Here is a 12835-nt window from a genome sequence, read left to right on the forward strand (position 1 = left end):
AGATTTGTCCTTTACAAAACAATCAAATAATGGCTATTGTTCAGTCTTATTATAAGCCTGGAAAAAATGTAAGATCAGATATATCTAATTTACAACTCTTCAATATGTTGCCAAAAACACCTATGACTGCAATATTGTTAGGTCAAATATTAAGTCATGATCCAAAGGAAATTCCTTCTACTCTTACTGAGCTATATAGCAAGTTTACAGAAATTGTATTATTCAGATGGAGTGGAGATAACTTACAGTCACAAACAGAATATGAAATATTTAAAAATGTTTGTGGTATTTTTTCTAAATACTTATTAGATTATAATTTGACTACTGTATCTATGGGTGAATTAAAAGAAATTATTGATGAGTATCTCTCTGAGAGGAATTTGGATATCGATAAAAATAAAATTTTTGAAAAACTTGCTTATAACAATGAGATTTTCATTACTAATTATAAAGCTAATACAATTCGTTTTAAGCATAGATCTTTTTGTGAGTTTTTCTACGCGAGAGCTTTATTTCAAAATAAATCATATAAGATGAATAAAGAGATATATAACCCTTACTGGCAAAATGCTTACTTTTTTGTTTTCGGATTAATAAAAGATAGTTCCAATTTGATAACTAGTCTGAGTGAAATAGAGTTTGATAGCTATGGATTGAAGATAAATCAAGTAGCTACGAACGCGCAATTTCTTCTAGCAGCTTACGTTTCACCATATACTGCTATCGAAAACCAACTTGACCATAGTATTAATATCGCCGCTAATACAGTTTTAGAAATTTTAAATGATCCTGCAGAGGCCGAAACGCTAAAATCTCTGGACATGGGTCGAATCGAATTAATGATTTTTATGTGCATAGTTATATCTCAATGTTATAGCTATGATTTTTTTGATAAGGCTCTAAGAAATATTGGTGATACAATTACTGGCGATACAAAAGAATTTTCTGATACTGATTGGTTAAAGTTACTTTTTATATCTGCTACATTAGCTGTCAAAGGAGATTCGCAATACATAGATATAATTACAAAAAACTATGTTGAGAAGAAAATGTATTTAGATAATGACCAGTTAAGTATTTTATTGAATTTAATTTACAGTAATAATTTCGAGATAAATAGTAGCACTAGACAGTTTTTGAAACTATATAGACGGAGGGTTCCAAAGAGCTCGAACTTAAATAAAACTATTGATTTGCTGAGTAAAGGTAAGCGTGAAGATGCGCGGATTTTTAATAACTCTAATAGGTAATTACTATAGACATCTTACACAACTCTTCGCTAGCCTGTTAAGGGAAGTCAACGGAATGGTACTTTTACAAGAAGCCTTATGATTTATTAAAATGAGTATTTAATATTTTAAGTATTATCTTTGAGGGAATACCATGAAACATCTTACCGTCGGACAACGCTCGCCTTTAAGCAACCTTGCTATTGACGATACCGCACCCATCACGCTCAAGTTCACTCGCCAAAGCCTGATAGAGATGGACATCAGCTGCTTTGCCTTAGACGCAGCAGGCAAACTGATCAATGATGATTACATGGTGTTTTATAATCAGCCAACCTCACCGTGCGGGCAAATCAAGCTCACCCATTACGAGTCGCAGCCAACGGCAAATAAAGGCATCCAAGCCGAGTTTGAGGTGAATTTATCTAAACTGGCGGATAATATAGACAGCTTGTTTTTTGTATTATCAGCCGACACGCCGCTCAATCAAATTCAATCGTTAGAGATTGGCATTTGGCAGCAGTCGCAAAAAGCGCACGCAGAGTATCAAGCAGCAGACTTTGCTCAGCAGCAAGCCAGTATGCTGATGCAGCTTTACCGTAAGAGTGGCGTGTGGCGAGTCTCCAACGTCGCGCAAGGCTTTAATGGTGGACTTGCCGCCATCGTGCAGCATTTCGGTGGCGATGTAGAAGAGAGTAACCCACAAGTACGCGAGCCGACCGTAGCACCAGTGCAAGCAAAACCGTCGCTCGAGAAGGTCATGCTAGACAAAGCGCCAAAACTGGTCAATCTGGCCAAAAAAGCCACCATATCGCTTGAGAAACGCCAATTGCAGCAATTAACCGCAAAGGTAGCTTTGGTGCTAGATGCCTCAGGCTCAATGAATAGACAGTACAAAAAAGGCCGCGTGCAAGAAGTGGTCAATCGCATATTGCCATTGGCAGTGAACTTCGATGACGACCAAGCACTAGACTGCTGGGCATTTGCCCGAGATCCGCAGTATTTGGGCGAGATTGGACTGAGCAACTATGACGGTTTTATTAACAACGCTCATGGCGGCTGGCGTAAATGGGCACTTGGCCCGCGCATCAACAATGAAGCAGAGGTCATGAAAGCCGTGACAGAGTTTTATCAAAAGGACGGCTTGGATGTGCCTATCTACGTGCTATTTATCAGTGATGGCGGGGTAAATGACAATCGCGGTATCACAAGAGTCATGACGGAAGCCGCGAAACTGCCGATATTTTGGCAGTTTGTGGGCTTAGGTGGTCGTGGTTATGGCATCCTAAAAAAACTAGACGACATGACAGGGCGCGTGATTGATAATTGCGACTTTTTTGAACTCGATGATTTGGATGACATTAGCGAAGAAGCACTGTATGAAAACATGCTAGAAGAGTTCCCAATGTGGCTAAAAGAAGCCAAGCAGCTTGGTATAGTCACTTCACTATAAAAGTATTAGTGCGCTAACCTCACTATTCGATTACAGCTAAATAAAAAACCGCCACAGTTAAACGATGGCGGTTTTTTATTATTTAAAATATTGTAACTTCTAAAGTGTCTATAGCGCCCACAGCGACTGATATTGCTCATCAGTCAACGTCACGATATCGATTTCGGCTAGCATCTCGCGCAGTTCTTGCCATTTATCCGCATCAGGCTTGATAGGCGTGAGCAATCTGCCCAGCGTATTATCAATAATGGCATCCATCAGCGTATCTGCTTCGGTTTTACTATAGTCATAATACATACGGTGGGCTGTGGTTGGCTCGTTTTTACACAGCTCTGTCATTTGATTGGTCACTTGGATAAAGGTATCTATCGCTTCCTTTTTCGCGCTATAGATCTCATCCGTCGTCAGAATCTCTAACGCTGAAAAGTTCGGATAAGGTGACAGATGCTGATCGATAAACGTAAAGTCCAACCCTTCATGAATCGCCTCAATGCCCTCAAAGTTATAGAAGCATAGCCATGCACCATCTAGGCTTGGGTCTTCTTGCAGGTTTTTGATGTGATAAAAGTCTTTTTGTACAAAGCTCACATTATCACGGCTGATACTAAAGCCGTTCTTCTTGGCATAGCGAGCCAATATCTCAAAGCCAATACGATTGGTTTTTTCCTCAGCGGCAGGGGTGCAGATGCGAATCGGTTGATTGTTTTTTAATTTTTCCATGCTAGCGCGTTGCATCAATATGCCGCCATCGGTCTCAAAAAAGCAGCCTAGCGCACGTAGATTAGGCGCGTAATGTTCAAACAGATGGATAGGCTCATTGACATGCAAATCGATACTTTGGTTTTGTAATTCGGCAAAGCCATCATAGTGGTCATCTGGCTCGATAATGGTGATATCAAGCCCTGCTTGCTCATATGCGCCCGTGGTCACACCCGCAATAAAGGGCAGGTGATCAGGGTTCAAAAACCATTCGAGAGTGAGGGTCAGTTTGGTGGTCGACTGCATGGTTGTTTCCTACGTCAGTGCTAACTGCTTCAGGTTCACGGGTGTGTCTCAGCGATGATGTGGGCTGTGTTTACAGCGTTAAATCAAAGCACCCCGACAAGATTGATTGGTATTGCATTGCATTATTTTCGATCAGTACTGCTAATGGCTATTATCGATAGCTACTGCGTCATCATAGACGACTTACAAGATGGGATGCAAGCGTATCGGGAAAGACGATGGCAGGTGATGACTGGTGTTCGTTAACCGCTCTTTACGACAGCTGTTGCTTATCATGGCTTACCATAGCTTTTTATAAATGCTTTCAATCAACGTGTTAATAGAAGAATGCAGCATTTATTATTGGTACTTACCCAATTACTAACCAAACATACCTATCAATAGCAAAAACCTCATATAAATAGTCTTGTGCACAGACGGACGATATTGCATGATTAGCCTTCTATGCCACCGCTTATATAATAGGCGCTACTCTAGACAATCGACATTTGGCATAACTGACAACTTACACGACCGAAAACTTATATGACCGACAATAAAAAAGCGTTCTATTACCGACCCAAGACTGATCAATCCAACAGCCCAATGCTGCGTTGGACCTTTGTGACGCTTGGTTGGCTGTTTTTTATCTTAGGTATTATCGGTATATTGTTGCCAGTGATGCCTACTGCGCCTTTTATCTTGCTAGCAGCAGGCTGCTGGGCACGCAGTTCTCGACGTTTTCATTTTTGGCTGATTAATCATAAATACTTTGGTAAATTCGTCCGTGACTGGGAGGAGAATCATGCCGTTCCGCTTTATGCCAAGTGTTTAGCGACGGTTATGATGGCAGCATCAACAATTATGTTATTTTATCGTTTGCCTGCCGATATGATGTGGATGGCATGGGCGGTAGCCGCTGTCTGTAGTGGGGTAGCGATATATTTGTTCCGTTTACCAAATGCCTAAATCCGTTGCAATTTGCGCCAAAATCAGCCAATAAACGGCTCTGGTTACACGAAACATGAGATAAGACTTGCGATACTGGGATGTACCCCTTATAATACGCCCAAGCTTAAGAGCAGTTCTGCACCAAATCATTACCTCGTAGTATTAGTTATAATCCTTCGTTTTAATATTTATCGTTCAGTAGCTATTTGCAAGCGTTACCGGTCACTAGACCATTAATAAATTTAAAAGTAGGATTATACTATGTCAGACGTTCAAAAAGGTACAGTTAAGTGGTTCAACGAAGCTAAAGGCTTTGGTTTTATCGCTCCAGAAACTGGCGCAGACGTTTTTGCTCATTACAGCGAAATCACTGGTTCAGGTTTCAAAACTTTGGCTGAAGGCCAAGAAGTTGAGTTCACTGTAACTCAAGGCCAAAAAGGCCCACAAGCACATAACATCGTTGCTATCTAATTTGTCTTTATAGACAGATAGATGAATAGATGTAGAAAAGCGAACCTTCGGGTTCGTTTTTTTTCGTCTATGTTTTGGTATTTAAGATATGAGTACTGAAGCGAGTAGAAGTCTTATTCGAAAGATTTTAACTAATCATATTAAATCAAATAACAGATGCAAAAGGGCCTCCGACTATAGATAGTTGGAGGCCTTTTATATTGTGCAATGATACCAGCAGTTAAGAGTGAACATTTAGCTTATTATATAAAGCTAATGCCGATATTAATCAGACCACCGCCCAGTATTAACCAGCCAAACATAATGGCACCTAAGATAAGCGGTCTAACGCCAGCTTGCTTGATCGCACTTAGATGAGTGGTTAGACCTAATGCAAACATGGCCATCGTAAGTAGCACATCATCTAGCATCACCATACTGCGTACGACACTCTCAGACATCGGCACCCATGTATGTATCAACACAATACCGATAAAGATAAACGCAAACCATGGCACTTTAACTTGTTTAACACGAGTCATAAATGATGCTGTCTCGTTTTTACTGCTCTTATCTTCTATAGCGGTATTATCTATGGTGCGCTCTTTGGTTAGCGCAAACGATAACACAAGCAGGAAAGGCGCAAGCATCATGACGCGTATCATCTTGGTCACGACAGCGGTATCACCAACCTCGGTATTGATTGCATTACCTGCGACTACGACTTGCGCCACCTCATGGACGGTTGAGCCAGTGTACATGCCGTACTGCTGGGCGCTTAGCCAAGGTTTTAACCAACCAAGATGATAAAGAAAAGGATATAGCAGCATCGCGATAGTGCCAAAAACCACCACAGTTGCCACGGCGATAGTGACTTTATGAGCTTGCGCGTTGACGACTGGCTCTGCGGCGACGACGGCAGCAGCACCGCAAATACTTGCCCCTGAGCCAATCAAAATCACCGTTTCTTTATCAACTTTTAACCATCTAGTACCTAACCAGTAGGTCAGCATAAAGGTCGATGTCAGTACGAGCGCATCAGTCATAATCGCTGGCATACCGACGCTCGCAACTTGTGTCATGGTTAGCTTAAATCCATAAAACATAATCGCAAGTCGCAATATCTGACCTTTGGCAAAGCAAACGCCACCGTTTAAACGTTCAGCGAGTTTAGGATAGATGGTATTGCCTAATATCATGCCTAGCAAAATCGCTAGCGTCAAAGACGACAAGCCGACGATACGGCCGTTTGACCATACATCCAGACTACTGTCCAACCATAAGCAAAATAAACTACCGATCAGAACAACTACCAATCCTGCCAAGTGACGGTGATTAGGGGTATAGTTATGAACAGAGTTGCTGACTGATTGGACGAGTGTGTGCATGACGCGGCATCCTATTACTTATATTAAGATAAGCATAAGCTTATGAATAGACAGTATATGCCCGCTATATTTATAATAAAAACAGATTAATAAGATATAAACTATCGATTTTTTAGGTTAAGGCTTATGATAGAAGTCGATATGCCGCGTATAAGCTGCAATGAAAGACATGCATATTGAACAAGACAAGCTAAAAAATGACATAAGGTATTATTGATATCATGAAAAAATCTGTGCAGACAGTGCCAAAGATTACGCTTAAGCAGCTTGCTGTTTTTGTCAGCATTTATCAGACAGGCAGCACCAGTCGCGCCAGTGAGGAGCTGCATTTATCACAGTCAGCGGTCAGTAGTTCGCTGACAGAGCTGGAGTCCAGACTACAGATGCCACTGTTTGAGCGCGTCGGTCGTCGGCTCAATCAACACCCTAATGCCCATCCTATTTATATACAGGCTCAGGCTATCTTGGGTCAGTCGCTCACGCTTGAGCATTATCATCAGTATCAAGCAGGACAGATTCATATCGGTGCTAGTACCACTATCGGCAATTATGTGCTGCCATCATTGCTTGGTAAGCTATATGAAGCGCTGCCCGATGCTAATGTTGATATGTATATTGCCAATACCCAAGAGGTAGTTAGCGAGGTTGAGCAATTGAATATAGACATCGCACTGGTAGAAGGAATGCCGCGTCCGATAGATATGAAAGTTATTGAGCAGCGCGAATGGCGTACTGATACACTGATGATATTTGCCAAGCGTGATAGCAAGTGGTTAAAGAATGTGGCTATTTATAGCCAAGATAAGGACTGCTATCAGCTGACCATTCATCAGCTAGCGCAGTTACCACTATTGGTACGTGAGGCAGGGTCGGGCACACGGCAGATTATCGATGAGCAACTGCTTAAGTATCTACCTAATGCAGAAGTGGTGAAGGCGATACATCAATCAGAGGCCATTAAGCACATGGTGAGTGCAGATATTGGTCTTGGTTGTCTATCACAGCATGTGATTGAGACGGAACTCGCGACAGGTGAGTTGGTACAAGTAAATGTAGCAGGAATTGATTTATCGCGTACATGGTGGCTGGTCTGGCACAAAGCTCGGCACCAAAGCCCCATTTGGCAAACCTTTATAGATATTATTCAACAGGGTTAAGCAATGACTCTAAAACCTATCAACCATAAAAAAGCGCAGCGTTAAAAGTTACGCTGCGCTTTTTTGTTTAGGATATGCTTGATATTAGATAAGACAATCGAAGCATATTGTTATGCTGAAACAGGCTTGTCCAGTCGCACCACAAAGCTATCGCAAGGTACATTAGGTAAGATATTATCTGCTGTCGCGCCACTAATCCATGCAGCGATACCGGTACGCTTATGACGACCGATGACCAATAGATCGACATCATGTTTATGACAATAGCTGACGATACCTTCACTGCTAGAGATGGCAGTTGTGACTTCTGACGTTGCTGCATTTAGCTGATTGCGTTCAAGGAACTGCGCCAGCTTTGCACGAGCTTCTTGGCAGCGTTCATCATCAATCTCATCGTATAGGCTAGAGGCAGGTACCAGCTCGTAGCCAAAGCCAACCATGGTGTCTTTGACAATATGCAGAACTGATAGCTTAGAGCCTGGACGGTTTTCGACGATGCGCTTGGCCTTTTGTGCGACTATATCTGCATCAGAGAGTAAGTCGGTAACCAGTAAAATATGTTCGTAACTCATAGCGTCTTCCTCGTGTCAGATAGTATTTACTATAGCACTACTCTAGGGCGCTGTTAAGTAAAGCTTGTCGTCTTTAGCAGCGGATTAGAGTAATGCCAATTATTCCAAGACAGGCTGATCAAGCTTCACCACTAAACTGTCGCAAGGGACATTTGGCAAGATACTATCGGCAGTGGCTCCTACCAACCAAGCGGCAATACCATGGCGTTCATGACGTCCAATGATAAGTAAATCGACGTCTTTTTCACGGCAGTAATTAATGATACCTTTGCTATTAGAGATGGCAGCGGTGACCTCAGAGTTGATCGCTTCTAGCTCGTTACGTGCGAGGAATTGCGCCAGTCTAGCCCGTGCCTCTTGCCACTTTTCACTATCGACATCACCCGAGAGACTAGAGGCAGGCACAAGTTCATAACCAAAGCGTACCATATCATCTTCAACGATATGCAAGACGGACAGTCGGGCTTCAGGAGAGCCTGCGAGAATACGCTTGGCTTTTAGCGCCACTTTGTCCGCATCGGATAGCAAATCAGTGACCAGTAAAACATGTTGGTAGCTCATAAGGTACTCCACTCCTGTTAATAGTTAACTTTATAGTAGCAGTGCAAATCACCTTTGTTAAGCGATAAATCCATAATAAAATTGTGGATATTGATGGATTTGTAATTATAAGGCTTTAATGGCTACCCGCGTAGATTACTGTGTGGTGGATTATTACATGGCTGCTGCCTTGACTTATCCATGTCGCAGCCCCACTAATAGCGCTAAGCCAACTCTTTTTTAGCCAATTTATTACTCTATTTTCCCTGATAGTCAGGGCACTATACGCATGATAAGCGATAAGGATAACTATGACGGACACGCCATTTACTGCTGATTTAACGCTGCATCCAGCATTTGAGCTGATTGAGCATCGCCATATTGAGGCGCTATCGATGGATGTGCTGATTAGTCAGCATGTAAAAACAGGAGCGATGCATTATCATCTGGCACACCCAAGTGATGAAAATGCGTTTTTAGTCGGTTTTCGCACCCAGCCAATGGACTCAAAAGGCGAGGCGCATGTCTTAGAGCACGTGGCATTATGTGGCTCGAACAAGTTCCCAGTACGTGATCCGTTCTTTTCAATGATTAAACGCTCGTTAAATACGTTTATGAATGCGATGACTGCAGCCGATTGGACTGCGTATCCGTATGCGACGCAAAACAAAAACGACTATTTTAACTTGCTCGCTGTATATCTGGATGCGTCGTTTTTCCCAAATATCCATCCGCTCGATTTTGCCCAAGAAGGCATCCGCGTAGAGCTTGACGAAAATGATAAGCCGCAGTTTAAGGGTGTTGTTTTTAATGAGATGAAAGGCGCGATGAGTGGCGAGATTGATCAGCTATATCATACGGTTGCTCATCATCTGTTCCCAACGACGACCTATCATTATAATTCAGGCGGCGATCCTGCTGATATCCCTGACTTGACACACACTGAGCTGACAGAGTTTCACCAGAGCCATTATCATCCGTCAAACAGTGTCATTATGAGCTTCGGTAATATCCCTGTTGCTGAGACGCAAGCGAAGATACACGAAGATGCTTTGATTCAATTTGAAGCAGGCAAAAAGCATGTATCGCGTCCAGAGCAACGTTTGTCTGCGCCAATCAGCGCGGTTGATACTTATACTGCTGACGAAGCCGGCCCAGATCAGACGCATCACGTGGTTGCTTGGTTACTACCATCGATTACCGATCCTAAGCAGCGTTTGGCATTGCGTCTATTAGAGGGCGTGCTGATTGAGCATGCAGGTTCGCCATTGCGTGCTTATCTCGACAGCCATCCGCTGGGTAAAGCACCAAGTCCACTATTGGGTCTTGATGACAGCCATTATGAAATGGTCTTTTATACGGGTCTACGTGGTTCTAACCCTGAACACGCCGAAGCGGTCGAGCAGGGCATTATTGATTTGCTGACCGAAGTGGCAAATTCACCAGTTGATGACGAGACAATCGAAACCATTCTGCATCAGATTGAGATTGATCAGCGTCACATCGGCGGCGATAGCATTCCTTATGGTCTAAACCTTATGCTAGAGGGCTTTAGTACCGCCATTCATGATGGCAACCCTATCGATGTTTGGGAAGTAGACGAGCATCTACAGTGGCTACGCGAGCAAGTCGTCGATCCACAGTGGCTACCGAACTTGATTAAAACGCATCTATTGGACAATCAGCATCGCGTACGCGTAACGATGACCCCTGATAGCGAAAAAACAGCCCGTTTGGCAGCAGCTGAGCAGACTCGTTTGGATACTATCGCGATGGATTTGACTGCTGATGATAAAGCTATTTTAAAACAGCAAGCCTTAGATTTGGCTGCACGTCAAGCTGCGCCAGATGATTTGAGCTTATTGCCAAAGGTAGGTCTAGAAGACGTACCAACGGATATCAGCTTTAAAGAAGGCACCCAAAAGCAGGTGCGTTTGAGCGGTCAAGACAGCACGCTATTTGAGTATGAAGCTGGCACCAATGGTATTTACTACTATCAAGTGATTGTTCCACTGACTGAGGCAATCGGTAATGCGAGCGCAGATGAGCTACCAGTCAATGATGTAATCAATCATCCATTGTTGCCTATTTATTTAAGTCTATTGTCTGAGCTAGGTACTGACTCGCTTAGCGCTCATGAGATGCAAGCTAAGCAGGCAGCGCATTCTTCTGGTGTGACCGCGCGTATTAGTCAGCGTACCAACGTCGATGATAGCCAAGCGATTAGCAGCTACTTTGTCGTGGCAACGCGTGCGCTAAATCGCAAGCCTGAAGCGATTGATTTGCTCAAGGAAGTGATGGAGAACAGTATCTTCTCTGAGCATGACCGTATCAAAGAAATCTTGCAACAGCGCCAAGCAGGCTGGCAGTCAAATTTAGCGGGATCTGGTCACTCTTATGCAATGCAAACAGCCAGTCGCGGCATGAGTCGCCAAGCGCAGTTGGAATATGTGCGCAGCGGCCTACCAGCATTAAACGCACTGAAAGATTTCTTGGCACATGCTAGTACAGATGATGCGCAGTGGGATCAATTGGCTACGAGCTTGATGGATTTACATCAACGTCTGATCAGTTTGCCGAAGCATGCCGTTATTATTTGTGAAGCAGAACAAACCGAACGTTTAAGCAGCTTAATCGTTGATAGTTGGAGAGACAGCCAAGCGTCAACCGCTGGGAATGATTTAACGACTGCGGTAGTAAATATCCCAAGCGAGTTTGCAAACCTGCAATTAGATACTGCGTTAAATGGTGCGACTGATACAGTTAAAACATTAGAAAATGGCGACGATGTTAAAAACGACGTGCTCGAGGTTGCAGATCTAGCATGGCTAGTACCAACGAATGTCTATCACAATGCCAGTGCGTATACTGTACCTGCTGCTGACCATCCTGATACCGCTGCATTAATGGTATTAGCGCCTTACTTACGTAACGGCTATTTGCACAGTGCGATTCGTGAGCGCGGCGGTGCCTATGGCGGCGGTGCAGGTTACGATGCCAACGCTTGTGCCTTTAAGTTCTTCAGCTATCGTGATCCACAGTGCGCTGAGACCTTTGCTCACTTTGACGCCAGTATCGAATGGCTATTGAACGAGCCACAAACTGATGAGCAATTGGAAGAAGCTATCTTAGGTATTATTTCAGGTATGGATAAGCCGGGCTCTCCTGCAGGCGAAGCAATCAAAGCGTGTTTTGCAAATCTACATCATCGCGGTGTCGACTGGCAGCGTAAAATGCGTGCGTCAATATTGGCCGTGACAGTTGCTGATTTACAGCGCGTTGCCAAGCAATATCTGCAAGGGCAAAAGCATGTACGTGCAGTACTAGCGCCTTATGACAAAGAAGAGGCAGTAAAAGGCCTAGGCTTTGAGGTTTTTAGAATTAAGAGCTAAGGTAATTAGGTTTGTTTTTGATTAAAAGTTAAGCACAAAAAAGCCAAGCATCATGCTTGGCTTTTTGCGGTTAGATAATTGACTAATATCGCTTGATACTCAAATCTTTGCCAATTTTTTCTTGATGAATCGGAAATTCTGACAACTCGTTATACTGCTTACGATCAGCAAAGTAGCTTTTTAAAGTACGGCGAATGGCTTCAAACGCCAGTGTATCCCATGGGATGTCTTCTTCGCTAAACAGTGCACAGTCGAGGCTTTCTGAGCCAATACCATACGCGCCATCTTTTAGATCGGCTAGATAAATAGAGTAGATCTGCCCAATATCTGGTAAGTCATAAATGCAGTATAGATGCGGATTCAGTACGATGGCATCAGCCTCTTCATAGCTCTCGCGTGCTGCGCCTTCAGCCATGGTTTCGCCGTTTTCCATAAAACCTGCAGGTATCGTCCATAGCCCATATTGTGGCTCAATGGCACGGCGGCAGAGTAGTACTCTATTTTCATGTACTACCAGCGAACCACAGATAACTTTTGGGTTTTCGTAGTGGATATAGTGGCAATTGGGGCATACCAAACGCGGCATATTGTCTGTAGGTGGGATTTTTCGTTCTGCTTCATGACCGCATTGGAGGCAATAGCGCATATCAACTACCTTTATTAATAAATATTGTGTGTCCACTTATCTTAAAAGTTTTTTCGCCATGCTGATGTTTGCT

General features: G+C 43.3%; 12 protein-coding genes and 1 riboswitch. Of the genes, 7 read left to right on the forward strand and 5 right to left on the reverse strand.

Annotated elements, in window-relative coordinates:
* Together CXF62_RS14725 and CXF62_RS09105 are read left to right on the forward strand one after the other, a co-directional pair.
* Window positions 1-1250 (forward strand): NACHT domain-containing protein (locus tag CXF62_RS14725; protein ID WP_197707708.1); only part of this gene is annotated, 1250 nt, incomplete at its 5' end.
* Between the two features lie 133 nt (window positions 1251-1383).
* Window positions 1384-2682: a VWA domain-containing protein gene (locus CXF62_RS09105; protein ID WP_102094042.1), complete on the forward strand. Its 1299-nt coding sequence runs from the start codon at window positions 1384-1386 to the stop codon at window positions 2680-2682.
* A 108-nt stretch (window positions 2683-2790) separates the two neighbouring features.
* Here the strand turns inward: CXF62_RS09105 and CXF62_RS09110 are convergent, their stop codons facing one another.
* The gene (locus CXF62_RS09110) at window positions 2791-3687 is read right to left on the reverse strand and encodes an ABC transporter substrate-binding protein (RefSeq protein ID WP_102094044.1); all 897 of its coding nucleotides are present in this window, start codon (window positions 3685-3687) and stop codon (window positions 2791-2793) included.
* Window positions 3677-3793, reverse strand: a riboswitch (TPP riboswitch). It overlaps the preceding gene by 11 nt.
* On the opposite strand from CXF62_RS09110, the gene CXF62_RS14730 reads away from it, so the two are divergent.
* The 3 genes from CXF62_RS14730 to CXF62_RS09120 all read left to right on the forward strand — a co-directional run bounded on the left by CXF62_RS14730 (window position 3754) and on the right by CXF62_RS09120 (window position 5088).
* Window positions 3754-3933 (forward strand): hypothetical protein, encoded by a 180-nt coding sequence (locus tag CXF62_RS14730; RefSeq protein WP_185156628.1) that lies wholly within the window; start codon window positions 3754-3756, stop codon window positions 3931-3933. It overlaps the preceding riboswitch by 40 nt.
* A gap of 279 nt (window positions 3934-4212) precedes the next feature.
* A complete protein-coding gene (locus CXF62_RS09115) occupies window positions 4213-4635 on the forward strand; it encodes a YbaN family protein (protein ID WP_102094045.1) in 423 nt (140 codons plus the stop codon).
* Between the two features lie 243 nt (window positions 4636-4878).
* Complete coding sequence (locus CXF62_RS09120; RefSeq protein ID WP_045453470.1) at window positions 4879-5088, forward strand: cold-shock protein; 210 nt, start codon at window positions 4879-4881, stop codon at window positions 5086-5088.
* Between the two features lie 242 nt (window positions 5089-5330).
* Here the strand turns inward: CXF62_RS09120 and CXF62_RS09125 are convergent, their stop codons facing one another.
* A complete protein-coding gene (locus tag CXF62_RS09125) occupies window positions 5331-6455 on the reverse strand; it encodes a YeiH family protein (protein WP_102094047.1) in 1125 nt (374 codons plus the stop codon).
* A 221-nt stretch (window positions 6456-6676) separates the two neighbouring features.
* Between CXF62_RS09125 and CXF62_RS09130 the strand changes: the two genes are divergently transcribed.
* Window positions 6677-7612, forward strand: coding sequence for a LysR substrate-binding domain-containing protein (locus tag CXF62_RS09130; RefSeq protein WP_102094048.1), 936 nt, complete (start codon window positions 6677-6679; stop codon window positions 7610-7612).
* Between the two features lie 110 nt (window positions 7613-7722).
* On the opposite strand, the gene CXF62_RS09135 is transcribed toward CXF62_RS09130, so the two are convergent.
* Together CXF62_RS09135 and CXF62_RS09140 are read right to left on the reverse strand one after the other, a co-directional pair.
* On the reverse strand, window positions 7723-8184 hold the full coding sequence (locus CXF62_RS09135; protein ID WP_057761630.1) for a universal stress protein: 462 nt from the start codon (window positions 8182-8184) through the stop codon (window positions 7723-7725).
* A 99-nt stretch (window positions 8185-8283) separates the two neighbouring features.
* Window positions 8284-8745 (reverse strand): universal stress protein, encoded by a 462-nt coding sequence (locus CXF62_RS09140; RefSeq protein WP_102094050.1) that lies wholly within the window; start codon window positions 8743-8745, stop codon window positions 8284-8286.
* A gap of 290 nt (window positions 8746-9035) precedes the next feature.
* Between CXF62_RS09140 and CXF62_RS09145 the strand changes: the two genes are divergently transcribed.
* Complete coding sequence (locus CXF62_RS09145; protein ID WP_102094051.1) at window positions 9036-12116, forward strand: insulinase family protein; 3081 nt, start codon at window positions 9036-9038, stop codon at window positions 12114-12116.
* Between the two features lie 82 nt (window positions 12117-12198).
* Here CXF62_RS09145 and CXF62_RS09150 read toward each other — a convergent pair whose 3' ends face one another.
* Window positions 12199-12762: an NUDIX hydrolase gene (locus CXF62_RS09150; RefSeq protein ID WP_102094053.1), complete on the reverse strand. Its 564-nt coding sequence runs from the start codon at window positions 12760-12762 to the stop codon at window positions 12199-12201.
* Window positions 12763-12835: the final 73 nt, after the last annotated feature.

The sequence above is a fragment of the Psychrobacter sp. MES7-P7E genome, assembly GCF_002863645.1.
Lineage (GTDB): Bacteria > Pseudomonadota > Gammaproteobacteria > Pseudomonadales > Moraxellaceae > Psychrobacter.

Bases quoted from the DNA above. Each gene is read 5' to 3' on its own strand.
- CXF62_RS09105 (WP_102094042.1), top strand. From the start codon at position 1,384: ATGAAACATCTTACCGTCGGACAACGCTCGCCTTTAAGCAACCTTGCT.
- CXF62_RS09110 (WP_102094044.1), bottom strand. From the start codon at position 3,687: ATGCAGTCGACCACCAAACTGACCCTCACTCTCGAATGGTTTTTGAAC.
- CXF62_RS09115 (WP_102094045.1), top strand. From the start codon at position 4,213: ATGACCGACAATAAAAAAGCGTTCTATTACCGACCCAAGACTGATCAA.
- CXF62_RS09120 (WP_045453470.1), top strand. From the start codon at position 4,879: ATGTCAGACGTTCAAAAAGGTACAGTTAAGTGGTTCAACGAAGCTAAA.
- CXF62_RS09125 (WP_102094047.1), bottom strand. From the start codon at position 6,455: ATGCACACACTCGTCCAATCAGTCAGCAACTCTGTTCATAACTATACC.
- CXF62_RS09130 (WP_102094048.1), top strand. From the start codon at position 6,677: ATGAAAAAATCTGTGCAGACAGTGCCAAAGATTACGCTTAAGCAGCTT.
- CXF62_RS09135 (WP_057761630.1), bottom strand. From the start codon at position 8,184: ATGAGTTACGAACATATTTTACTGGTTACCGACTTACTCTCTGATGCA.
- CXF62_RS09140 (WP_102094050.1), bottom strand. From the start codon at position 8,745: ATGAGCTACCAACATGTTTTACTGGTCACTGATTTGCTATCCGATGCG.
- CXF62_RS09145 (WP_102094051.1), top strand. From the start codon at position 9,036: ATGACGGACACGCCATTTACTGCTGATTTAACGCTGCATCCAGCATTT.
- CXF62_RS09150 (WP_102094053.1), bottom strand. From the start codon at position 12,762: ATGCGCTATTGCCTCCAATGCGGTCATGAAGCAGAACGAAAAATCCCA.